The sequence below is a fragment of the Bdellovibrio bacteriovorus str. Tiberius genome (assembly GCF_000317895.1).
Classification (GTDB): Bacteria; Bdellovibrionota; Bdellovibrionia; order Bdellovibrionales; family Bdellovibrionaceae; genus Bdellovibrio; species Bdellovibrio bacteriovorus_F.
In genome coordinates, this window is the sequence record NC_019567.1 from 3,895,451 (window position 1) to 3,918,783 (window position 23,333).

The following is a 23,333-nucleotide window of genomic DNA, read 5'->3' on the forward strand; positions in this document are numbered from 1 at the left end:
CGCAGATAGTGCTCCCTTCCAGATTTGTGGAACACACCATTACAATTTTTCATAAGGCCCCATTTAAAAAGCTTTGGGGGCCTGCTCTCCCCGTCAAACGACAGAATATTATTGTCTAGTAATCTTACGACATTGTAAGCATCGGGAATGACGAAGTTCTTTTTCCTTCTGACCCTGATCTCCGCAACGGCTTTTGCCCAAACCGAACCCGACTGGACTGCCGGGGTGGCCGTCCCACCGGGTGGGAGATCTAACATCTACTTGTGGAACGATTTCGATTTCCAGACGTCTCAAAATAAGGGAAAGATCCACGCCCAAGTCTATCCGGTGACCGTCACCGGGATGTTGCCACCCTATGAGCCCGTGCGCCGCCTGATCGAGGAAAAGAACAGCAATCCTTTGCGCAAGTGGATTCAAAGCCTGATGAAGGGAATCAGCGGTTTCAAAAATTTTGAAGACGTTTTAGAAAACCTCGGCCTGCACAAGTACCCGCTTGAAAACGAGCGCGGGGTGTATGCTGTTCCTTATCCCAATGAAATCCGCCCTGACACTCTGATGGGTTTTGGATTGATTGAACGAAACGGCGCTGAAGGCTTCACATTCAGCTGTGCGGCCTGCCATTCATCGAACCTGTTTGGTAAAACCGTCCTGGGCATGACCAACCGGTTCCCCCGCGCGAATGAATTCTTCATCAAGGCCAAGAAGGTCATGCCTTTGATGGATCCCCACATCTTCCAGGCCTACACCCGCGCCACCGATGCGGAAACCGCTTTGTTGGTGGAATCCAAGGCGCGCCTGACGTTCGTAGAATTGAAACAGCCCATCACTCTGGGTTTGGATACATCCCTGGCGCAAGTCAGTTTGTCACTGAATCGTCGTGCGAAAGACGGCTATGCCAACTACAGCGACAAAGCAGCAAGATCCCCGCGTGCGGATGCCTATCTGGACAACAAGCCTGCGGATTCCAAACCGGCCGTCTGGTGGAACGTAAAATACAAAAACCGCTGGCTGTCCGACGGAAGTGTTCTGAGCGGCAACCCGATCTTCACCAACCTGATTTGGAACGAGATCGGCCGTGGCGCCGATTTGCATGAACTTGAAACCTGGCTGGCTGAAAATGATCACGTGATCAAAGAGCTGACCACCGCGGTGTTTGCCTCAGAAGCACCGCACATCACGGATTTCTATCCAGCGGAAAAAATCGATCTGGGCCGCGCCAAAGCTGGCGAGCAGATTTTTAAAAACAACTGCGCCAAGTGCCACGGTAACTATGAAAAAGCCTGGAACCAGCCGCACGCCCTGGTGCTGTCCGCCGCCGAACGCCTGAAAACCGTGGAAGTACGCTACAAAGAAAAAACGCCGGTGGTAAATGTCGGAACGGATCCATTCCGCCGTCAGGGCATGAAGTCTTTGGAGCAGCTCAATGATCTTGAAATCTCCAAAAAGAACGGCATCGTCATCAAAGCGCAGGAAGGTTATGTGCCACCACCACTGGTGGGCATCTGGGCAAGATGGCCGTATATGCACAACAACTCGATCCCGAATCTGTGTGTACTGCTGACTTCGGCAAAGAAGCGTCCGTCGATTTATTATTCCGGCGAAGCGCTGAACAAAGACACGGATTATGACTTTGCCTGCGGCGGCTACCCGATCGGCGATAAGACTCCGAAAGCTTGGAAGACACGCGAGCACCTGTACGACACAAGAAACGCCGGCATGGGCAACATGGGTCACGATGAAGGTATTTTCATCAAAGACGGCGTTGAGATTTTGTCTGCTGAAGACAAGTACAATCTGATTCAGTTCCTGCAGACGCTCTGACAGAACATCTGCGAGCATCCTGTTTTTCACAACGAATGCGGGCGCTTATTGGCGTCCGCTGTTCAATCTCTAAACACAAGCCATCATCGTATTTACCGCGGATTTCCGGCAAATCCGCGATTTCCCGTACTGAGACACCTTGGCACTGTTGCTGCAATACTCCCCAGCCAGTAACCAAAAACACATTAAACCCCTTTTTAGGAGTATCCATGAAAAAGTCCGTTATCGTTGCATTGTTGTTGTCCGCTACTATGGCTCAAGCTACTGAGATCTCTCAGGTTTACTCTGCTTCTGTGACTTCCACTGTTGATTCCCTGCTGGCGATCCCTTTGATGACTACGGGTGGTGTGGTAGCGACGTCTGCTTCCATCTCTGGTCAGACTTTGAAATTGGCTTTGGAAGCTAAAGAAGACGCTGCAACTTTGATCGCTTCTGAAGGTGCGATCCGTGGTGTTTCCCTTGAAAAAGCTTTGGAAGCAATCCGCGCTGAAAACCCTAAACTTCAGGCTTCCGATCTTGAGATCGCTGAAGGCATCTTGAAGATGTAATTCGCGCTTTATCTCCTCCTCTTCTCTGGAAAAGGGCTGCCGCAAGGTGGCCCTTTTTTATTTTCAAATCAATCACTTAGGTCCCCATAGTCTGGCACTGAATTTGTATTAGCTTTCAGAGCAGGGCTTGGATTTTCCAAAGTCCCGGCAGGTTTGTCTCATTTTGAAACAAGGAGAGACCAATGAACAAAGCAGGATTGATTGTCGCCGCGATGCTGATGGCTTCCAGCGCTCATGCTTCATTCAGCTACTCTTTGACTGACGGACCTTCTGACAAACAATTCAGACAGAACGCACAAATCCTGCTGAAACAAGCAGAACAGCTGCTGCCGGTTTCAATCAAATCCAAATTCAAAAAGCCGTTGGAAGTCCGTTTTGAAAGCTTGAAAGAAAACGGCGACAATGCCATGGGAAAACTGTCCTGGGGCAAGATCCGCATTGACCAGAAAGCCGTCCCGGAAATCCGCCGTGGCGAAAGCAACGCCACCCGCACCAACCGCAGTCATAAAACATTCTATCGCGAAATTCTGGCCACCGTGATTCACGAAACCATTCACGCCTATGACAAGCTGAATGTTCATGATGCGGATGAAGCCCGCATGATCCGTATCTGCAAAGAAGAAAAAGACGATCGCCAAAACAGCCAGACAAGTCCGGAATGCCGACCTTACGAAAACATGTATCGCAGCTATTCCCAAAATCCGTATTTCACAATGATCGCGGGTTTTGTTGACAGCGATGAATCGTGGATGAAACATCGCAGTCCTGACATCTATGAACTGACCAGCGCCTTTGAATCCTTCCCGGTGAACATGGAATATTTCCTGATGGATCCGGACTATGCGTGCCGTCGTCCTTCGCTTTATCACCTGTTCCGTTCCAAGTTCAATCACACGCCATTCCCGAACAGTCGCTGTCAGGTGCCGCTAAACTATGTGATTCCGGACTTTAAAGGCAAAGACAGTCCTCTTCGCAGCATTGATCCAAGCCGCATCTATCAGGTTCATTATCTTTTGGCCGCCGAAGGCGAAGCCATGATGAGCGGCTGGGGTCATTCCATGTTCCGTCTAGTGATGTGTGCCCCGGAAAGAAAAGTTGTCGGTCCTGATTGCCTGAAGGATCTGGATCAGCACGTGGTGCTTTCTTACCGCGCTTTTGTGAACAGCATTCAGATCAACACTTTGAAAGGTCTGACCGGGGATTATCCATCACGTCTGTTCCTGGTGCCGATGCATCAGGTGATTGATGAATACACCAAGACGGAACTGCGCGACCTTAGAAGCGTGCCAATGAATTTGTCCCGGGATGAAATCCGTCAGTTCGTGACCCGCACCATTGAAACACACTGGTCGTATGATGGCCGCTACTATTTCACCTCGAACAACTGCGCAGTGGAATCGCTGAATCTGATGAAAGGATCCTTGTTCCGTCCAGAGCTGATCTATCTTCAAACCAAGACCCCGATTGGTCTTGAAAAGGATCTGTTGCGTCTGAAGATTGCCGACAACAGCGTTTTTGCCAACCGCACTCAGGCCATCAACACCGGCTACCTGTTTGATTCTTACCGTGACCGCTATGAGCTGAGCTTCAAGGTTTTGAAAGCCACTATTGGCGTCAGCCAAAAGGACTTCCGCGAGTTGCTGAGCCTGACAGCGTCCCAGCGTGGCAGCCTGTATTCCCGCATCAACAAGCTGGAAGGAAAGACCCGCAAAAAAGCAGCGGCCGCAGTCCTGCTGCTTGAAAACGGGGCTCACCGCTTCCTGACAGCGGCGATCAAAGCGGATCTCACCCAGCATGTGATCAAAGAAGAAAAACAAGCCGCCAAACGTGGCGAGACCACCCGCCAGAAAGAAATCGTGACCGCGCTGACTGAAATCAGCGACATGTTCTCGCAACCAGCGGCCTTCCTGAAGGGTGCGGATGGTTACGGTTTGCCAACTGAACAGGACTGGGAACAGGTTCAGCGCCTTTCCTCGCACAAACAAAGCCAGGGGTCTGATATTTACGATGAAGTGCAAAAGAATGTGGAAAGCCTGATCAACTCGGCCCAGATGAAAGAAATTGATGCCATTAAAAAGAACGTGGAATTTGCGCTTAGCTTTATGCGCTCCATTTAACCTTAGGGACAGACAGATATAACGATGAAACAATCAAAGTTGTTACTGACATTTGCAATGATGCTGACGTCCCTGGGGGCAAAGGCCAACACGCTGGATTTTCAGCAGGAAACATTTGCGCGCGGATTGATGGTCGCTGCCGACACCCGTGATCGCGTGGGATGCCAGAAAACCAAAGAGCTTGTCGGCAGCCTTATGCGCCTGGAAGAAGACCTGTGCGCCATTGATGAACTCAATCCCATCAGTGTCGTGGTAATGACGATTCCCGTGGATGAGTGGGACTTTATGGCCGAGATCGATTCATCACGCAATGCACCCCGGTCCATTCGCGACTCGAATGTGGGATTTGTTCGAGGCGGTCGCACCAGTTTACTGTTTTTGCTGCCAAGTGCGCGGGAATCCAACAACATGATCCGCGTGGCGGTTCGCCGTGAACAAGCCACCATCGCGCAGGTGCGTGTGTCGGATCTTTCCATGCTGCAGGAAATGCAGCGGGGGCACACGTTTGTGCATTTCACACTTAGAAATATTCCGCGTGATCTGAGCGAACGCGACCGCAGCGCCGCAGAACGCATTGTTCGCCGTGTGCGCATTCGTTCTTCCAACATCGAGGGTCTCACAAAGGAAAAAACCATCCTGCAGTCCCTGAACATCGTGGACAATATCAATTCATCGATCAACGACCCGGAAAGCCCGGACCGTTTTGAAATGGGTTTCTTTTTGCCAGAAGGCTTGTGCCTGTCATTGAAGAAGTGCCTGAATGGGGGCGATGATGAAGACGGAAGCTTCTTCCCTCTCAGTCTGGGCTTTTCGTTCAAGATCAGATTCTAAAGACGGGGGCCCGGGTCCGGGCTGTGGGGCACTTCGATCATGGAAAAAACGCTATCCCAGGATTCAGTTCGAATATAGAAGAGCTCATAGCCCCCTGCGGCAATTTTCCATTGACAGCGCCCCCTCCCGGCCTCTATTTAAGGGCCACTCAGGAGATCTAAGATGAAGAAATTATTGGTTTTTGCCTTGTTGGCAGCCAGTCCTGCATTCGCCGGCCGTGTTGATGAAATCCAGATCATGACCACCGAAGATGTCGAGTTCACTCTGAATCTTTGGCAGAACCGCGAAAGCTATCAGATCACCTACCAGAACTTCACCACCCCGTCCGAAGGTCACGATCTGGCCGTTCAGACAAAACTGGTTGTGAACACCGCAAACCAAGGAAACCAAGAGTGGACATGTGTCACTCAATTCGTTAAAACTCCTAGGTTCTTTGAGATTACTAAAACAGTTTGTCATTAATAAACAAGGAGACATCATGTCTATCGAACAAACATTCTCTATCATCAAACCAAATGCCATGAAGAAAAACGCTATCGGCGATATCGTGAGCATGTTCGAAGCTAACGGCTTGAAAATCGCTGCTGCGAAAATCACCGTTCTTACAACTGCAAAAGCTGAAGAGTTCTACGCTGAACACAAAGCTCGTCCATTCTTCGGTGAGCTTGTGTCCTTCATGACTTCCGGTCCGGTTATGTTGATGTGTCTTCAAGGTGAAGGCGCAGTTTTGAAAAACCGCGAAATCATGGGCGCTACTGACCCTAAAAAAGCTAACGCTGGCACAGTTCGCGCGAAATTCGGCGACAACGTTGGTGAAAACGCAGTTCACGGTTCTGACTCTCCAGAGTCTGCTGCTCGTGAATTGGCTTTGTTCTTCGAAAAACACGAGATCTGCAACGCATAGTCGTTTTCAGATCCAATTTTGAAATTGCGATAATTAAATGTCTGCGAAATCAAACCAAAGGGGAGCGAAAGCTCCCCTTCTTGGTTCCAAGATCAAATTGAATATAGAAAAACTCGCCATTGGCGGTGCTGGAGTCGCACGACACGAGGGCATGGTTGTCTTCGTTCCTCAAGCAGCGCCCAATGAAGAGGTTCTGGCCGAGATCACTCTGGTCAAAAAGAACTTCATGGAAGCCCGTGTGGTGGAGGTTCTTTCCGCCAGCCCTCATCGCCGTGAATCACCATGCCCGGTGGCGCATACTTGTGGCGGCTGCAACTGGCAGCACATCACCGAGGAAGAACAGCGCCGTCAAAAACACACGCTGGTTCTGGAAACGATCAGGAAATTCAACCGCGATCTGGAATTCAATTATCTGCCGATCCAGCCAAGTCCGCGTGTGCTGCGCTATCGCAACCGTATTCAGCCGAAATTCAAAAACGGCCGCTTCGGTTTCTTTGCGCGCAATTCCCACCAAATCGTGGAAACGATGGACTGCCTGATCACGGAAGAAACCCTGACCGACAAATTTGCCGAGGTGAAAGCCTGGGCCGAAAAGAAAAATGCGAAAGATCTTCAGCGTCTTGAGATGTACATCGCCGAAGAGGGCGACGTGCGCTATGGCCTGATCACCGACGACGACGACGGCATTGGTTTTTCTCAAGTGAACCGCTTTCAGAACGAAGACCTGCTGCGCACGGCTTTGGACTGGGCGGGCGACGGTCCGTACAAAAAAGTTTATGACCTGTATGCCGGTGCCGGGAACTTCACCTTCCCTCTGGCTGCAAAGTACAGCGAATCCGAAATCATTGGTGTCGAGCTGAATCCGAAGCTCGTTGAGCGCGCCCGCTCCAAAATCACCGACAAGCGCATGACCTACTTCATGTCGGACGTGGAAACCTACATGCGCCGAGCCAGCATCGGTAAAGACGATCTGGTGGTCCTGGATCCACCTCGGGCCGGAGCTTCCGAATACACCATGCAGACCCTCGCCGCCGCCCAGCCACGCAAGATCATCTACATCAGCTGCCACCCAGTGTCTTTGGCGCGGGATCTTAACTGGTTCTTTGCTCAGACGCAGAAAATGGGCATCAAGTACAAACTCGACCGGGTGCAAACTTTCGAGATGTTCCCGCAGACGGATCATGTGGAAACTATTGCGGAACTCAGGGTTGACTCTTAGTCCTCTAATGATACCTTTTTAGCATGCGTAAATGGATTCTCGCTCTGTGCGCCCTGACCATGCTGGGTTGTGCCAGCCGCTCGGCACAGGAAAAACAAAAAGCTGAACTTCACCTCCGTTTGGGTGCCTCTTACATTGAAAGCGGCAACTATCCCTTTGCTTTGCAGGAACTGTTGAAAGCGCAGGAGCTGGATCCAAAAAATCCCGTCATCCAAAACAATCTGGGTCAGGTGTATTTCTATCGCGATCGTTTTGATCTGGCAGAAAAACATCTTCGCCAGGCGCTGGATTTTGAGCCGCGCTACTCGGATGCCCGCAACAATCTGGGCCGCGTGCTGATTGAAGCCGGCCGTTACGCTGACGCCGAAAAAGAAATCCGCACTGTGATCAATGACCTGACTTACGGAAATCCGGAAAAGGCCTACATCAATCTGGGGCTGGTGAAGTTCAACCAAAAAGAGTACGGCGCCGCCCGCACCGCTTTTGGCAAAGTCATGGACACGCAAACGGACGACTGCATCGCCAACACTTACTATGGCCGTACGTTCTTTGAAGAAAAGGACTATGGTCGTGCTGCCGAAGCTCTGGATCGCGCCATCGGGTTCTGCCAGAAGAACCTTTTTGATGAGCCTCACTACTACAGTGCGCTTTCCTACTATCGTCTGGGCGAAAAATCGAAATCTGTCGCCCGCTTTGAAGAGTTGATAAAATATTATCCCACCGGTAAGTACCGCGACAAAGCCAAGGGAATGCTCAGTTTGATTCGAAAGGGACATTAATGAAAAAGACCGGAGAACTTCTAAAGAAAGCACGCGAGGATAAAGGCCTCTCCCTGCACGAAATTGGTCTTTCTTTGAAAATCAGCAGCAAGGTTCTTAAAGCCATCGAAGAGGGTGATGAAACCCAATTGCCGGCGAAAACCTTCCTGCGCGGCTTTGTACAGAGCTATGCTAACTTCCTTCACCTGAACTCTGATGAAGTTCTTGAAGTCTTCTATGAAGAGATGGGCTCCACAAAACCGAAGCCCTACATCCGCCAGACGGAAGAGCCCAAAGCAGCTTCCACCCCTGAGACAGAATCAAAACCGGCAACAGAAAGCACCACTGAAACAGCGGCTCCAGCAGCAGCGGCAGCACCAGTTCCGGAAGCCACCGTCACTCCGATTCGCAAGACTCCGCCACCCACCAGCTCCAATCATGGCATGCAGTCCCTGAAAGAAAACAAGAACACCAAAACCTACATCATTCTGGGTCTGGGTATTGTTCTGGTGGGATTGATTCTGTTCACAAAGAAAATGATCGACAAGTATTCCAAGGAAGCCGAAGTTCCAAGTGCGGAAGTGGCACAAACCATGGAAGGCGCAACTCCGGTTGTGGTCGACACTTCCATTGATGGCGGCACCTTGACTGAGGTGGAACCAAACACCACTCCGGGTCCTTTGGGCAACCTGACGACAACACCGACTCCCGCGGCACCAGTGACTTCCACGGCGACAACGGCAGCGTCTCCGACTCCGGCTGTATCCACTCCAGCGACTGTGCCGACTCCTTCGGTTTCACCAACACCAACGCCGAAACCGACGGCGACTCCAAGCCCGACTCCGACGGCAACTCCGTCGCCGACGCCAGTGGCTTCGCCATCACCAACCCCGACACCAACGCCGACTCCGAAACCAGAATCCGGCAAACCTGTCGAACTGATCGTAGAAGCTTTGGATTCAGTCGAGATCGAATACTCCGCTCCGAACGGCAAACCACAAAAGATCCGTCTTTCTGCTGAACAGGTTCACACCTTCAAAAGCAAAAGCGGTCTGAAGATTAATTTCTCCAACGGTGGCGCCGTGAATCTGATTCTGAACGGAAAAGAAATCGGCATTCCGGGTGACCTTGGTAAACCTATCCGTCTGAGCTACTAGTCTTGAAAGATCTATTCCGCATCTGGTGGATCAGCCTTCTGGTAAAACTTGTTCTGTCAGCACTCATTCCCTTGAGTGCTGACGAAGCTTACTACTGGGTTTGGGCCCAGCGTCTGCAGCTAAGTTATTTTGATCATCCGCCATTAGTATCCTGGCTTTTCTATCTTGGTCACTTCCTTGAACCCTTCATGAACGCTGTCCGCTGGCCGGCAGTGATTCTGGGTCACGGTCTTTTGGCCGTGTGGTTCTATATCCTGAAAGACAGGATCGACTTTGATAAAATCAAGGTGTGGACGTATTTGGTGCTGTTTTCCCCGCTTCTGGGGTTTGGCTCTTTGATCGTGACACCGGATCTGCCGGTGATGTTCTTCTGGTCCCTGGCCCTCTTGTTATCCCTGCAGGCAATCAATAACAAATTTCTTTCCAGCTACATCTGGCTGGGTGTGGCTTTGGGCCTGGGGTTCTGTTCAAAATATCACATCGTTTTGTTCATTCCGTGTCTGCTGGCGTACCTGACCGTGGAAAAACGCTGGAAGGATGTGCGCTGGAACGGGGTTTTGCTGACTTTGGTTTCAGGATTGATCTTCTGCACACCGGTTCTTTTGTGGAATTATCAAAATGACTTTGCGTCGTTTGAATTCCAGATCAAACACGGCCTTGAAAAAAGCTCTTATGATCCGGAATGGACACTTTCCTACATTCTGGGGCAAATCCTGATCGTGTTCCCGCTGATCTTCTGGGCGGCCTTGCGAGCAAAAGTTCCCAAGGACCTGCGCTGGCTGCTCTATTTCGGCTGGGGCCCATTGCTGTTCTTCCTGTTCACTTCCTTCCGCGCTTTGGTGGAAGCCAACTGGCCGATCATCGCTTATCCGGCGGTACTGGCATTGGCGCTGTTCCACCCCAAGGTGCAAAAGTGGACAAAGGTGTATGTGATCTTCTGGGGTGCGATTGTTGCTATTGTGCTGGCCACTTTGTTCACGCCGGCCCTGCGCAAGCTCAGTGACAAAGTCGAAGAACCCTATGTCTTCCAGGAATTAAGCAGCGTGGCCAAAGAAGTGAGTCCACTTTATGCCAGCAGCTATCAAATGGCGTCCTCACTTTGGTATTTCAGCAAAGTTCCGGTGTTTAAGCTCAAAGGAATCAGCCGTTACGACTTCTTTGACACGCTTCCTGAAGCCGAGCCGCAGGGTAAAGTTTTTTATTTAGTAAAGCGCGAGAGAAATGGTTTACCAAAGTGGATTTCCGAACAACAATGGCAGATGAAAGAGATTCGAAAAATCTCTCCTGACTTTGTCCTGTTGGAATTCACAAGACCATGAAAGTAATTGCGACTCTTTCTTTTTTGCTGGTGACCTTCTTCCTGTACGGATTTTATCTGAATCAGTACGAACTGGCTGTGGTGCCACCACAGATCACCTCACAGCATTCTTCCCGCAATCTGTATGACTATAAAGGTGTGCTGAATGTGCACACCGATCTTTCCAGCGGGTCGGCCACTTCAAGTTTTGTCATCACTTCAGCGAAACTTGCCAACCTGGATTTTATCTTTTTCACCGACTACAACATCTTCAATATTCCGACGACGTTTGAATCCTATCACGGGAACCTGCTGGTCTTTAATGCCGGCAAATACAGCTATCTGGATTCGCGTTTGATTTACTATTCTTTAAATCAGGAAAGTATCGGCGCAAATCTGGGTGATGCCCAGGTGAAACTGTCCGATTTGCTGTCACAAAAAACCGGCGCCAGCAAAGACACGCTGACGATCCTGGCTCATCCGTACAAAGCGGGTTATTCCTGGTCCGGCGAAATTCCTTCAGGCCTTGATGGTTTCGAACTTTTGAACATGAAAAGTCTGATCAACCGCGCCTGGGGTGAGTCCAAGATCTCCACCATCTGGAGTCTTCTGATTTATCCATTCAATCCGCGTCTGGCATTTGTTCGACTTTACACCGAGCCCACGGATGAAATCGCACTTTTGAACAAACTCAGCCAGCAGCGCAAAGTGGTGGTCTATGCCGGAACCGAAGCCTCGGCCCGTGCGATCCCGCTGGCGAATTACTTCATCCGCTTCCCAAGCTACAAACGCAGCTTTGAATTCATGAGCAATCACGTGCTGCTGAAATCCGAACTGACGGGAAGTTTCAACAGTGACCGCACCAAGATTTTCAATGCGATTAAAAACGGAAGCTTCTATATCGCGCTGGACACTTTGGGTGATCCAAAAGGATTTTCAGCCACCATCGAAGACGGTAATCACAGTCACATGATGGGCTCGGAAGTGAAGTTCAGCAAAAACATGAGTCTGAAAGTGATTCTGCCTGCGAAGCCTCAGGACTTTTTTGAAATCATGATCATCAAAGACGGTGAAGTGGTGGCAAGAAAGAATGATCCAGAACCGGTATTTGAAATCAAAGAGCCGGGTACTTATCGGGTGCAGGTGCGAGTCAGCCCGATGCTGCCAATCCCGGACGCCAAAAAATGGATCACCTGGATTTACACCAATCCGTTCTACGTTCGCCCTTAATCCCCTGACAACGGAACTTCGACGGTGAGCCCATCCACGGGCTCAATCTGGCAGGCCAGACGCTCGAAAGGCTGAAAGCCCCGGTCTTCGGCCATCTCCTGTTCCAGCTCGTTGCGCTCAGGCAGTTTTTCCAGTCCCTTCACCACAAAAACCCGGCAGGTTCCGCAGGTCGCGTTTCCGCCACAGGTGTGGTTCAGCGCCACCTTCGCCCGCAAGGCCACGTCCAAAACGGAATGATCCTTTTGACTCACTGAGACATCAATATTTTCGGGCAAAAAGCTTATAATTTTCACGTGATCACTCTTTAGTTGAAACAGCCCCATCCATTTTGTATCAATGTTTTTATGAGATTCATAGCTTTTGACTTAGAGACCACTGGTACAGTTCCTGGAGTAGATCAAATCGTAGAAATCGGTGCCGTTCGTTTTATCGACGGCCAGCCCGAGGCGATCTTTGCCACTTTGATTGACCCACTTCGCCCAATCCCACCGGGAGCTTCCGCGGTGAATGGCATCTCTGACGACATGGTTAAAGGCAAACCTTTGATCGATTCTATCCTGCCGGCTTTTGCTGAGTTCTGCGGTGAGGACGTTCTGGTCGCGCACAATGCGCCGTTTGACTCCCAGTTCCTGATTGCTGACATCAAGAAGCATGAAACCACCGCGCCGAAAGGTGTGATCCTGGACAGCCTGCCGATTGCTCGCAAAGTCTTCCCGGGTCTTCCGAACTACAAACTGGGAACTTTGGTTCAGCACTTGAAAATCCCTACTTCCAATTTCCACCGCGCTGAAGAAGATGCGACTTACCTGGGCCACATGTTCAGCCAGATGATGAAAAGAATCTCTATCGGCGGCCAGGCACCTCAGGTCGGCAATCTGATCGCCCTGACCGGCAAACCCGAACTGCGTTTCCCGCAGATCGTGCGCCAGCCAAAACAAATGGATTTCTTCGGAGGTCTGTAAAAAGAAAAGCCCCTGAAAAGGGGCTTTTTAGTTTCTAGATTTCACGCGCCCGGTGAGCCACCGGATATCTTCTGCCCCGACCGAATGAGTGCTGCGACACTTTCAAAATCGGCGGCGCCTGCCAGCGTTTGAATTCCGTGCGCATCAACACCGGCAGCAACCATTTTTCCGTCGCTGATTTTGCCGGACCTGATTTTTCCACCAGATAAGTCACGGCCTTGTCCAGATCATCGTACTCCGGCAAAGAATCCTGATCCTTCTGATTCGGACGAAGTTCTGCCGATGGTGGACGATCAATGATCTCTTGCGGGATCACTTCACCTTGTCGATTGTAGTATCTGGCCAGTGCATAAACTTGCGCCTTGGTCAGATCCCCCAGTGGCGCCAAACCACCGCACATGTCCCCGTACAAAGTGGAATAGCCTGAAGCATATTCACTCTTGTTCCCGGTCGTCAGCAGCATGCTGTTTTCTTTGTTGGACCAGGCCATCAAAGTCAGACCCCGTAAACGTGCCTGCAGATTTTCATTCACGATGCTGAAACCCTCAAGCCCCAGGCCCTTGTTCAAAGCCTTCAGCACGGATTCATACATCGGACCGATTTCTACAGTTTTGAAATCCACACCCATATTGGATGCCAGATCCTTCGCCAGCGTCAGACTTTGTGGAGCATTGAACGGCCCCGGAAGCCCCACACCCACAACATTCGCCGGGCCCAAAGCATCCACCGCCAAGGCGGCCACGACTGCGGAATCAATCCCGCCGCTAAGACCCAGATGAACTTTTTTAATGCCGGTCTTTTCACAGAAATCACGGATTCCCAAAACCAGCGCCCGGCGAAGTTCTTCGATAGCTTCCAGTTTTGCGTTCTTGTTCCAGATTTCCATTGTGTCGAGATCAATCACATTGATGTCTTCACTGAACTGCTGGCAGGTCAGAAGTTTTTTGCCTTTTTTATCCAGCACGAAGCTTCCACCATCAAAGATGATTTCGTCCTGCGCGCCCACCAGATTCACGTACATGATCGGGGCATTAAAATACGCCGCCGTTTTTCGGGTGACATATTCACGCTGCTTCATCTTGCCGACAAAGTAAGGCGAAGCACTGAGGTTGATCACCATGTCGATCTTTTGTTTTTTTACTTTTGCCAGCGGGTTTTCGCGGTAAGCCGAATTCCCCTTGGCGTCCGGCCACGCCCAGATATCTTCACAGATGGTCAGGAAGAACTTCTTCCCTTTCCATTTGAAATAGTTCCTGGAAAGGTCACCGGATTCGATGAAACGGGCTTCATCAAAAACGTCGCCGGTCGGCAGAAGTTGTTTGTGAAAGAAGCGCGGCTTTTCACCTTTGGCGATCAAAGCGGCGCTGTTGAAATAAGGACGCCCCTTTTTTGCCGGGTTCCTGGTGATCAGGCCCATGATCACGCCGATATTTTTAGGAAGTTTTTTAATCAGGTCTTTGAATTCGGATTCTTGTTTGGCGACGAGCTTTTCACGCTCCAGAAGATCAAACGGGTGATAACCAAACAAGGTGCATTCAGGGAAGACAACCAGATCACATTTTCTTTGAACGGCCTGGTTGACGAAATCGAGGATCTTTTCTTTGTTAAACTGAAAGTCAGCAAGAACTGGATTTATTTGGGCGACGGCGATTCTCATTCAATCGTTATACGCCCAGAAAAGCCATCTTGGTAGCCGTGCCAGTGATTAATTTCAACTTCTGGATACTTCCAGCAATAGTATCCATCACCATTGTCAAAATCAGCCATCCACAAGCCCTTGGGCTCGCCGCCCAGCTTTTCGATTTTAACCTGCCAACGGTCAATAACAGTGTTGATCTGAGTTTCAATAACCGCCACGGAAGGGTGGCTTTTGTCGGAATAGGCATCGATGCGGTTCAGGTGTTGTTTCACCTCACGGCAGGCCTCTTCAGTCATACGGTAAATGACGGGAAGCAAGCGGCGCGCTTCATCCAAATTAAATGTTTTACTGCGATTGATCTCAATCACATTTTCCAAAGGAACTCCCCCATCACTGAACAGATAGGCTGTATCCTTTAAAGAATGTTCTGTTTCAAGAAATTAACGACATGACAGACAACTTAAGAATTTCTATGAAGAATTTCTAAACGCGACGCAGATTATTTTTCAAAACTCTTCGACATTTGCAGGGCCTGACCGCCCAGGAACACGACAAGCGCCAGAATGATGGCGACGATGAACAGAATTCTTATAAAATTTCCAATGGTGAACGGTTCTTCCTCTTTTTCGAACGTTTTGACCGGCGGCTTCTTCACCGCAAGCTTCTTCACCGGCGGAGTCAGCGACTCCCCGGAAACAATCGAAGCTTTTCCTTCACCGTTTGATTTTTTTTCAAGTTTTTTGCGTTCCGCTTCGGTCAGCCCCGAAATCGCCACAGAACGCGTTTTCTGCGGTCTGGGACCATAACTGCCGCCACTGCTGCCGCGGAAGAATCCACCGCTGCCGCCGCCTTCCAGCGCGATTTCAACGACCTTTCCTTGGGCGCCCCCGCCAGTTTCCACCCCGGAAGACGGACGACGACCCCGGTTCATGAAACGACTGCCCCCACGAGATTGAGAACCGGCATAAGTGCCCCCGCCGGAACCACCACTGCCGCTGCCGCCACTGCTGTCACTGCCTGAACCACTTCCTGAACCGTCTTTATTGGACCCCGAACCACTGCCGCTGGATCCGCCGCTACCACTGCCATTCGGCGGACGACCGTTCGCCCACGTTCCGGCCTGGAATCGGGTGTTGCACCCTTCATCGGCCACCGTGGTGTCTTCACTTCCCACGGAAGGAAGCTCGCCCATTTCCAGCAAACATTGCACGTAAGAACCCATGTAGTTTTTGATGAAGGCATCCATGGGTTTGATAATTTGAGACGTCAGCCCGATCAATAATGCGACAATGATCACGAGCATAAGGACATACTCGAGCGCGGCCTGACCTCGCTCGCTGGGTAGTCCAGATGTAAGTTGAGATTTCTTCACTCGTAAGAGCATTTAGGTCATAATACAGCATATGCCCAATGGACTGAATTTCAATCGACTCATATTTACTGTGTTCTTGGCTTTTGTCTCATTTCTGGTCATTGATCAGCCCCATGCCCGCGCGGCAGAGCAGACCAAAGACGAGTTCTCTCTCTTTGAAGACGAGCTGAAACCGGCAGCGACGCCGGCTCCTGCGGTCGTAAAACCCACCGCCCCCACCATCAGCAAACCAACTGTGACCAAACCCACGGTGACCGCACCCAAAGTAGAAACCCCGAAAGTCGCAACACCTGCGGCCCCGGCCACTCCGGCAGTTCCGGAAAAAACAACGGTCACCGTGCCGAAGCCTGAACCCGTGGCCGCCCCGGTGGCAACGGTCCCTGCAGACGAAACCCCCGAGCAAAAAATTGAGCGCCTGAAAAAAGAAATCCGCGCCAGCCCCAAAAATGCGCGTCTGATTGTGGATTTGTCAGAGGAACTTTACAAAAAAGAAGAACACGAAAAGGTCACTTTGCTTTTGTGGAAACACGTCGACAAGATCGACCGCCGCGGACTTCTGATCCTGGCAAGATCCCATGAAAAACGCAAAGAACCAACCGAGATGATCCGTTCCCTGAATGTGCTTCTGGGTAAGGATGAAAAAGACTATGAGGCTTACAATCTGATGGGGAATGCCCACATCCTTCAGCGCAAAACCAAAGACGCGATGGAAGCCTACAAAAAGTCCATCGAGTTGAATGCGAAATACGAACCGGCCTACGACGGTCTGATCTCGCTTTATGAAAAGCGCGACACGCCGAACCTGTATGAACTGCGCATTCTTTTGCAGGACATGGTGCAAAACATCGGTCCGCGCCCGCAGTACCTAAGAAAACTTTGCGAGATCAACACCCGCGACGGCACTTACGAACCCGCAGTGCAGTCCTGCAAGGAAGCCATTCAGAAAGACCCTAAAGTCGCCGACGCTTACGTTTACCTGGGACTTTCCTACAAGGCCCTGGGGGAAGACGCCATCGCGGTAAAGACGCTTAAAAAAGCCGCCAGCGACTTCCCCAAGTCCGAGCTTGCGCAATACCATTATGGCGCCCTGCTGGAAGAACAGAAAAACTATATCGAGGCGATGAAGGTGTTTAAATCGGGAACGGAAGCCGATGGCCAGGCGGGACGCTCGTGGCTGGGACTTGCCACCACGTCGTTTGAACTGCGCAAGTATGATCTTTCGCTGATGGCTTACAAAAACGCCTGCAAATTTGACAAAAAAAATGCCGTGGCCTTTAGAAGAGCCACGACAGTTTTAAGAAACGCGAAGAACAACAAATGGACCGACCAGTTTGAACAGGCGTCGGACAACTGTACGTTCTAGTTTTCCACCACGATCTCACCAATCAGATCGTATTCCATGTTGTCGGTGATGTGAACTTTCACCATGTCACCGACCTGGGCCTGACCATCATTGATCAGAACCACACCGTCGATATCCGGAGCCTGACCCCAGAAACGGCCCTGCAACAGCAGATCTGTTTCCTCTGAGAAGCCTTCCACGATCACTTGCAAAGTTTTACCGACAAAGTCGCTGTGCTTTTCACGAGAGATGTTCTGCTGAACTTCCATCAAAGCATCGTGACGGTATTGTTTTGTTTCTTCGTCGATCTGGTTGTCCATGCGACCACCCGGAGTGTTTTCTTCCGGAGAATACTTGAAGCAACCCACGCGGTCGAACTGCTGTTCGGCCACGAAGTTCAAAAGCTCTTCGAACTGCTCCTGAGTTTCACCCGGGAAACCCACAATGAACTGTGTGCGGATCACCGCTTCCGGCAGATGTTCACGGATGTTCATCAGTGCCGTTTCGATCTCATCACGGGTCATTTTACGGTTCATGGATTTCAGAACCTGATCGTTCACGTGCTGCAAAGGCATGTCGAAGTACTTCACGATCTTGGTGCTGTTTTTGATAACCTGAACCATCTCTTGCGTGATGCCATCTGGATACAGGTACATCAAACGGATCCACTGCAGGCCTTCAACCTGATCCAGAGCCTTCAACAGCTCAACCGGGCTTTCTTTGCGAGTTGGATCTTTACGACGGATATCAAAACCATAATCAGTGAAATCGTGGCTGATGATGATCAGCTCTTTCACGCCGCCCGCAACCAGCAACTTGGCTTCGGCCACGATCGCGTCGATGGAACGGGACTGCAGGTTGCCACGGATCAATGGGATCGCGCAGAACGCACAACGCTTCATGCAGCCTTCAGAGATTTTCAAATAAGCACGGTGACCCGGCTGGGAGTTCACACGCGGAGTCGCTTCTTCCTGCAGATAAGTTGGCAGGTTGAAGAAGGTCTTCTGTTTTTCACCTTCATCAGAGTTTTTCAAAATCTTGGCGATGTTCTGGAACTCACCAGAGCCCACGAACAAGTCTGCTTCCGGCAAACCTTCCACCAGGTCGTCTTTATAACGCTGGGTCAGGCAGCCCGCGACAACAACCTTTTTGATTTTGCCTTCTTGTTTCAGGTCACTCATGTCCAGAATGCGCTGAATGGATTCTTTTTTGGAGTCTTCGATGAAACCACAGGTGTTCACGATAACTGTGTCCGCCTGATCCGCCTCGCCCACAACATCATAGCCGTCTTTCATCAAAGTACCGGCCATGATTTCGCTGTCGACAAGATTCTTCGGGCAACCCAGAGAGATAAAGTGAACTTTTTTGTTTTGAGCAGTCTCTTGTTTCATAGGTCAGTTACCTGTGCATCTTTTGGCGGTTGATATTTGAACAGTTTCTTATTTTCTTTTTTCAGGAACTTCACATCGGAAAACTTCATGGTGGTCAGGTTTCCGATATCGTCCAGGTAGGAAATCGTCTGCAGCGTGTTGTCCTTGGACTTCACCGTCAGCTTCAGGGATTTCACGGTCAGGCCATCATTCAGCGGCTGCACTTCGATGTTGACCAGCCCCCCGTCTTTTTCCTCTTTCAGGATCTTGAAGTTTTTGTTCAGATCCTCACCCAGCAAAGAAGAAATCAGGATGTGGGACTTCGTCTTTTTGTCGACGATGCCCTTTGCCACCTGCACCGGTCCGCCGAATTCTTTTGGCGGAACCTGCACGCTCCAGATGGTTTTACCATCGAACACCAGCAGAGTTTCTTCCGGCTTGGTGTTTTCCCAGCGGAACTTTCCGTTCGCCAGATAGATCTTGCCGTCGTACTTGGTTTCTTTGCCAAGCAGTTCAGACTTCACAGTCTTTTCCACATTCATTTCCACAAGCTTTGTGGTGCGGTATTTTTTTGCGACTTTCTGAAGAGCACCGTTGCCAGTAATGGCCGCCATAGCACTCAAAGAAAACAGGAATGTCAGGACCAGGGATAAAGTCGATCTAAGCATGCGGGTTTTGTAGCATATCCGTGGACGCTCCGCAAGAGAGGCCCCTCTCAGCCAAGACCCAAATTTCAAAGTGAGGGGGACTCCCGAGCGCCAGTCGTGCGGCGCGCGCTGTAGAGCCAGTGGTAAGGATGTCGTCGACAAAGATCCACAGGATGTCTGTCGAGTTTTTAGACACCTCTGTATTTTTTTCAACCAGCTCCATCGCGATCAGGGCGCGCTCTCCCCGGTCGGACCGGCGCTGCTTCCCCGCAGAGGCTTTGCGCAAACAGGGAAAGTAAACGCCCCCCGTGTGAGCTGCCAGCGCCCGGGCAAACAATGAAGCATGATCTTCGGCATCGGACTTCGACGGCGCGGGAACAAAGTGCAGTCTTCGCCCGGCAGCAAGGTCAGGCACATGCCGCTGCACCATCATCTGTGCAAAATGCTCCCACCCCTGCCTGTTGTACCGGCCCTTTAAACTCAGCACCAGGGCCGACAACAGATCACTTTCCCCGGGATTCCAGGAATATAGAGCCCTCAACCCCTCCTGTCTTCGGCGCGGTCGATGCGGGTAACGATTCAACACTTCATGACAGGGAACACAGAGCCCCGCCCGCACCACTTGGAACGATCCGCAATGCAGACAGGCGGACAGTCGGGTCTTGAGCATTTTCAACAAAGAATTCATTCTTTCGCGTCAGTGCAAATTCTTTGACAGTCCCTGACGGCAGGCCTAGAACCGAAAGAGTGAGGGGTTTATGAAGGCATTTTTCGTTTCGTTGATGATTCTGTCTGCTTCCGCCACGGCCGTGGCCGGTCTTTCTTCCATCCGACATTCTGGTGAATCTTTTGAGTCTGCTCGTCAGCGCAGCACGCCGGTGTGGGAACTTTTTGGTCGCAACAGCTATCCTGATCGCATGAAAAAACCCATGAAAGAACTGAACATTCAGGAAATTCCGGATGTGGGTTCTTATGCAGACCTCGAACGTGAATTCAAATACGTTCGCGACACCCGCTTCATCGCCGACGCTCAGCCTTTCGCCCGCCGCCTGACCTGGATGTATCCGGACGATGGTTGTTATGCCCGCGCAGAACTTGCCGCCACTGAGCTGGTGGAACATCACTTCACCACACCAAAGAAAATTTTTGTCTTCGGAAACCTGTACGCTCCGACTGAGAACGCCCCGGGCGGCTCTGTTTCCTGGTGGTATCACGTGGCCGTGACCTACCGGGTGGGGAACGAGGTTTACGTCTTTGACCCGGCGATCAATCCTGAAAAGCCGGTCACTTTGGCTGAATGGAACAAAGCGGTGGGTGGCGAAAAAAGCCAGGTGCAATACACCATCTGCTCACACAAGACATTTGATCCGGGTTCTGACTGCCTGAACCCCCGTGCCTTGTCTGACCAAGAGGCCCTTTCTGAACAAAAGAATTTCCTGAGCCTTGAATGGAACCGTCTGCTGGATCTGGATCGTGATCCGGAAAAAGAACTGGGTAACGAGCCGCCTTGGCTCTAGATATTGTGATACGGGATTTTTTTGATGATCGTAAAGGCGCGGTAGATTTGCTCTAAACTCATCGCCTGGGCCATCAGATGATTCATCACCATCGGCGACAAAGCCACCTTCAGGTCCGCACGTTTGCGGACCTCTTCATTGACTCCAAAAGCACCGCCAATAATGAAAATCGCGCGCTTCTTGGAGCTTCCCAGAATGTTTTCCACTTTTTTTGAAAATTGAATCGAATCCAGCACCGAGCCGCGCTCGTCAAAAAGCACGACATAGTCATCACTGTTGATATTTTTAAGGATCAGTTCGGATTCTTCGTTGCGCTTGAAGTCCGCGTCTTCACGCGCGGACTTTTTCGCCTTTAAGGACTGGATATCGAAGGGAATGAAGAAGGAAATCTTCTTCTTGTACAACTCGCTGACCTCGTCTGCCCAGGCTTCCTTGGCCGTCGCGAGGTTGTACAATATGAACTTCATGATTACTGCTCGCCCTTGCCAACATAAGGATCTTTCAATCCCATGTCTTTACCTTGTCTCCACAGGTTTTCCAGGCTGTATTCCTGGCGAACGAAGTCGTAGAAGACGTGGATGATCAAAGAACCGTAATCGACAAGAACCCAGCGGCCCTCATCCACACCCTCGATGCTTTGCGGGTGAACGTTGTATTCCTCTTTCACCGCCATCACGATGTTTTCCGCCATCGCCGCCGCATGACGGGTGGAGGTACCGGAAGCGATCAAAGTGTATTCGCTTGGAGCCGACATGGAAGTCAGATCAAAACCACGAACGTTGATGCCTTTTTTCGCAAACAAAACATTCGCGCAGAATTCAGCGAACTTGGTGTAGTCCCCGATACGGTCGCCCAGATTGCGGTAAAGTTTGTGTTCTTTGATGTAGGATTCAACAGACAACGGCAGGTATTTTTCAACCGGTTTGCCGGAACGAAGCCATTTACGAACTTCACTGGAGGAAACTTCCACATCACGCAAAGTGATGAACTGGATGTTACGGCCGGTGTTCAGCTCAATAAAGTTGAAATCAAATTCTGCAACCAATGGCTTCAGGAAGCCTGGCATCTCTTCCAGGGATTCCGGCATGTCGTAACCCGGGCGGGTTGTGACAATCAGATTCGCCTCAGTCAGGATCTTTTGATAGTCCTTCCACTGAGCCAGCTCTTCAAACTTGTCAGCACCCACGACAAGGTACAGATCATTGGCGTCGTAGGATTTGCGCAGGTTCATCACGGTATCAATCGTGTAGCTCATGCCACCGCGTTTGATCTCCTGATCATCCACGAAGTAAGTTTCACCGTACTGAGCAAACGCCAGGCGAGTCAGTTCCACACGCTGTTCAGGCGTTGGACCTTCCACCGGAGTTTTCAGAGGATTCTGAGCCGCAGGCAGGATGTGAACTTTGCCCAAACCGGCTTTTTTCGCCACGGTTTGGATTGCGTTGATGTGACCCATGTGTGGAGGGTTGAAACTGCCTCCGAAAATACCTATTTTCATTATTCTTCTTCCTCTTTCAAAATCTGACGAGCCAGTTCCTGAACAAATTCTTTGATGTTTTTGCCAGTCACCGCAGAGATCGCAAACGGCTCACTGCCGCTGGCTTCCTTGAACTGCTTTTTCAGCTTCGTCAGCTGAGATTCACTTAAAGTGTCGATCTTGTTCAAAACAACCAATTGAGGACGCGTGGATAGAGGGAAGAAACCCTCTTTGTCCTGATTGTTTTCATCGTACATCTTAAGTTCGTTATTAATATCTGTAAAATCCTCTAAAGGATCACGACCTGACATTCCGGATGCATCAACCAGATGAATGAACAGACGTGTACGTTCAATGTGTTTCAGGAACTGAATGCCCAGACCCACACCTGCGTGCGCGCCCTTCACCAGTCCCGGAATATCCGCCACCACGAACGAGGAATAATCCCCGGCCTTCACCACTCCCAGATTCGGAGTCAGGGTTGTGAACGGATAATCCGCAATTTTCGGTCTTGCTGCAGAAATACGGGAAATCAGCGTGGACTTGCCCGCGTTCGGGAATCCAACGATACCCACATCCGCAATCAGTTTCAGTTCCAGACGAACTTCAATTTCCTGACCGTCTTCACCAGGTTGCGCGTGTTCAGGAGCCTGATTCACACTGTTTTTGAAGAATTCATTTCCTTTGCCACCACGACCGCCTTTAAGCAGAGTGTGTTCGGAAATACCCGTCATATCGATGATGATTTCGCCATCCATATTACGGAATACAGTGCCTTGAGGAACAATAAGAATAAGGTCTTCGCCATCCATACCGGATTTCTGACGACCTTCACCCATTCTTCCGGATTGAGCGGCGTATCTTTTGTTTTGTCTAATATCTACCAGAGAATTGATATGACGAGATGTGCGGATAACGACATCCCCGCCCTTACCACCGTTGCCCCCATCCGGGCCGCCACGGGCTTGCATGGACTCGCGGCGAAAACTTACACAACCCGGGCCGCCACGACCCGAAGCTAAAGAGATACTGACTTCATCGATGAATTTCATAACTGACTGTCTATACAACAAAAAAGGAGCCATGGGATGGCTCCTTTTCCATTTGTGAAAAAATGTATCAGTT

General features: G+C 50.6%; 24 protein-coding genes. 14 read left to right on the forward strand and 10 right to left on the reverse strand.

The window, feature by feature from the left end:
- The first annotated feature begins 147 nt into the window (after positions 1-147).
- From BDT_RS18475 to BDT_RS18525, 11 genes are all read left to right on the forward strand, one after another.
- Positions 148-1,821 carry a hypothetical protein gene (locus tag BDT_RS18475; RefSeq protein ID WP_015092764.1) on the forward strand — a complete coding sequence of 558 codons (1,674 nt, stop codon included), beginning with the start codon at positions 148-150 and terminating at the stop codon, positions 1,819-1,821.
- A 209-nt stretch (positions 1,822-2,030) separates the two neighbouring features.
- The gene (locus BDT_RS18480) at positions 2,031-2,369 is read left to right on the forward strand and encodes a DUF2388 domain-containing protein (protein ID WP_015092765.1); all 339 of its coding nucleotides are present in this window, start codon (positions 2,031-2,033) and stop codon (positions 2,367-2,369) included.
- A gap of 182 nt (positions 2,370-2,551) precedes the next feature.
- On the forward strand, positions 2,552-4,486 hold the full coding sequence (locus BDT_RS18485; protein WP_015092766.1) for a DUF7844 domain-containing protein: 1,935 nt from the start codon (positions 2,552-2,554) through the stop codon (positions 4,484-4,486).
- A gap of 24 nt (positions 4,487-4,510) precedes the next feature.
- Entirely contained in the window at positions 4,511-5,317 is an 807-nt protein-coding gene (locus BDT_RS18490) for a hypothetical protein (protein WP_041578131.1), read from the forward strand.
- A gap of 162 nt (positions 5,318-5,479) precedes the next feature.
- Positions 5,480-5,779, forward strand: a complete 300-nt coding sequence (locus BDT_RS18495) for a hypothetical protein (protein WP_015092768.1) — start codon at positions 5,480-5,482, stop codon at positions 5,777-5,779.
- A gap of 16 nt (positions 5,780-5,795) precedes the next feature.
- Complete coding sequence (ndk, locus tag BDT_RS18500; protein ID WP_015092769.1) at positions 5,796-6,221, forward strand: nucleoside-diphosphate kinase; 426 nt, start codon at positions 5,796-5,798, stop codon at positions 6,219-6,221.
- A gap of 37 nt (positions 6,222-6,258) precedes the next feature.
- Complete coding sequence (locus BDT_RS18505; RefSeq protein ID WP_041578132.1) at positions 6,259-7,440, forward strand: class I SAM-dependent RNA methyltransferase; 1,182 nt, start codon at positions 6,259-6,261, stop codon at positions 7,438-7,440.
- Between the two features lie 23 nt (positions 7,441-7,463).
- The gene (locus BDT_RS18510) at positions 7,464-8,219 is read left to right on the forward strand and encodes a tetratricopeptide repeat protein (RefSeq protein ID WP_015092772.1); all 756 of its coding nucleotides are present in this window, start codon (positions 7,464-7,466) and stop codon (positions 8,217-8,219) included.
- Positions 8,219-9,355, forward strand: coding sequence for a helix-turn-helix domain-containing protein (locus tag BDT_RS18515; RefSeq protein ID WP_015092773.1), 1,137 nt, complete (start codon positions 8,219-8,221; stop codon positions 9,353-9,355). Before BDT_RS18510 ends, BDT_RS18515 begins: the two co-directional genes overlap by 1 nt.
- A gap of 2 nt (positions 9,356-9,357) precedes the next feature.
- On the forward strand, positions 9,358-10,674 hold the full coding sequence (locus BDT_RS18520) for an ArnT family glycosyltransferase (protein ID WP_015092774.1): 1,317 nt from the start codon (positions 9,358-9,360) through the stop codon (positions 10,672-10,674).
- The gene (locus BDT_RS18525; RefSeq protein WP_015092775.1) at positions 10,671-11,882 is read left to right on the forward strand and encodes a hypothetical protein; all 1,212 of its coding nucleotides are present in this window, start codon (positions 10,671-10,673) and stop codon (positions 11,880-11,882) included. The genes BDT_RS18520 and BDT_RS18525 overlap by 4 nt, the downstream gene beginning before the upstream one ends.
- On the opposite strand, the gene BDT_RS18530 is transcribed toward BDT_RS18525, so the two are convergent.
- Positions 11,879-12,205, reverse strand: coding sequence for a 2Fe-2S iron-sulfur cluster-binding protein (locus BDT_RS18530; RefSeq protein WP_080602455.1), 327 nt, complete (start codon positions 12,203-12,205; stop codon positions 11,879-11,881). The genes BDT_RS18525 and BDT_RS18530 overlap by 4 nt on opposite strands.
- A gap of 21 nt (positions 12,206-12,226) precedes the next feature.
- On the opposite strand from BDT_RS18530, the gene BDT_RS18535 reads away from it, so the two are divergent.
- Positions 12,227-12,844 carry a 3'-5' exonuclease gene (locus BDT_RS18535; RefSeq protein WP_015092777.1) on the forward strand — a complete coding sequence of 206 codons (618 nt, stop codon included), beginning with the start codon at positions 12,227-12,229 and terminating at the stop codon, positions 12,842-12,844.
- Positions 12,845-12,878: 34 nt separating this feature from the next.
- Here BDT_RS18535 and BDT_RS18540 read toward each other — a convergent pair whose 3' ends face one another.
- From BDT_RS18540 to BDT_RS18550, 3 genes are all read right to left on the reverse strand, one after another.
- Positions 12,879-14,501, reverse strand: a complete 1,623-nt coding sequence (locus tag BDT_RS18540; protein ID WP_015092778.1) for an NAD+ synthase — start codon at positions 14,499-14,501, stop codon at positions 12,879-12,881.
- Complete coding sequence (locus BDT_RS18545) at positions 14,498-14,851, reverse strand: DUF2203 domain-containing protein (protein ID WP_235046345.1); 354 nt, start codon at positions 14,849-14,851, stop codon at positions 14,498-14,500. The genes BDT_RS18540 and BDT_RS18545 overlap by 4 nt, the downstream gene beginning before the upstream one ends.
- A 131-nt stretch (positions 14,852-14,982) precedes the next feature.
- Positions 14,983-15,786 carry a hypothetical protein gene (locus BDT_RS18550; RefSeq protein WP_235046197.1) on the reverse strand — a complete coding sequence of 268 codons (804 nt, stop codon included), beginning with the start codon at positions 15,784-15,786 and terminating at the stop codon, positions 14,983-14,985.
- 139 nt (positions 15,787-15,925) lie between these two features.
- Here BDT_RS18550 and BDT_RS18555 point away from each other — a divergent pair, with 139 nt between their 5' ends.
- Complete coding sequence (locus tag BDT_RS18555) at positions 15,926-17,218, forward strand: tetratricopeptide repeat protein (protein WP_015092781.1); 1,293 nt, start codon at positions 15,926-15,928, stop codon at positions 17,216-17,218.
- Here BDT_RS18555 and rimO read toward each other — a convergent pair.
- Genes rimO through BDT_RS18570 form a run of 3 tightly spaced genes read right to left on the reverse strand, consistent with a single transcriptional unit; the run spans position 17,215 to position 19,755 of the window.
- Positions 17,215-18,588: a 30S ribosomal protein S12 methylthiotransferase RimO gene (gene rimO, locus BDT_RS18560; RefSeq protein WP_015092782.1), complete on the reverse strand. Its 1,374-nt coding sequence runs from the start codon at positions 18,586-18,588 to the stop codon at positions 17,215-17,217. The two genes, BDT_RS18555 and rimO, sit on opposite strands and share 4 nt — an antisense overlap.
- Entirely contained in the window at positions 18,585-19,235 is a 651-nt protein-coding gene (locus BDT_RS18565; RefSeq protein ID WP_015092783.1) for a LolA family protein, read from the reverse strand. Before BDT_RS18565 ends, rimO begins: the two co-directional genes overlap by 4 nt.
- Positions 19,228-19,755 carry a ComF family protein gene (locus BDT_RS18570; RefSeq protein WP_041578139.1) on the reverse strand — a complete coding sequence of 176 codons (528 nt, stop codon included), beginning with the start codon at positions 19,753-19,755 and terminating at the stop codon, positions 19,228-19,230. The genes BDT_RS18565 and BDT_RS18570 overlap by 8 nt, the downstream gene beginning before the upstream one ends.
- A gap of 217 nt (positions 19,756-19,972) precedes the next feature.
- Here BDT_RS18570 and BDT_RS18575 point away from each other — a divergent pair, with 217 nt between their 5' ends.
- A complete protein-coding gene (locus tag BDT_RS18575; protein ID WP_041578141.1) occupies positions 19,973-20,731 on the forward strand; it encodes a protein-glutamine glutaminase family protein in 759 nt (252 codons plus the stop codon).
- Here BDT_RS18575 and BDT_RS18580 read toward each other — a convergent pair.
- The 3 genes from BDT_RS18580 to obgE are packed head-to-tail and all read right to left on the reverse strand — an operon-like array spanning position 20,728 to position 23,260.
- Entirely contained in the window at positions 20,728-21,198 is a 471-nt protein-coding gene (locus tag BDT_RS18580) for a 23S rRNA (pseudouridine(1915)-N(3))-methyltransferase RlmH (protein WP_041578143.1), read from the reverse strand. The genes BDT_RS18575 and BDT_RS18580 overlap by 4 nt on opposite strands.
- 2 nt (positions 21,199-21,200) lie before the next feature.
- The gene (gene nadD / locus BDT_RS18585; protein WP_041578145.1) at positions 21,201-22,229 is read right to left on the reverse strand and encodes a nicotinate (nicotinamide) nucleotide adenylyltransferase; all 1,029 of its coding nucleotides are present in this window, start codon (positions 22,227-22,229) and stop codon (positions 21,201-21,203) included.
- Positions 22,229-23,260, reverse strand: coding sequence for a GTPase ObgE (gene obgE / locus BDT_RS18590; protein ID WP_015092787.1), 1,032 nt, complete (start codon positions 23,258-23,260; stop codon positions 22,229-22,231). The genes nadD and obgE overlap by 1 nt, the downstream gene beginning before the upstream one ends.
- Between the last annotated feature and the right edge of the window lie 73 nt (positions 23,261-23,333).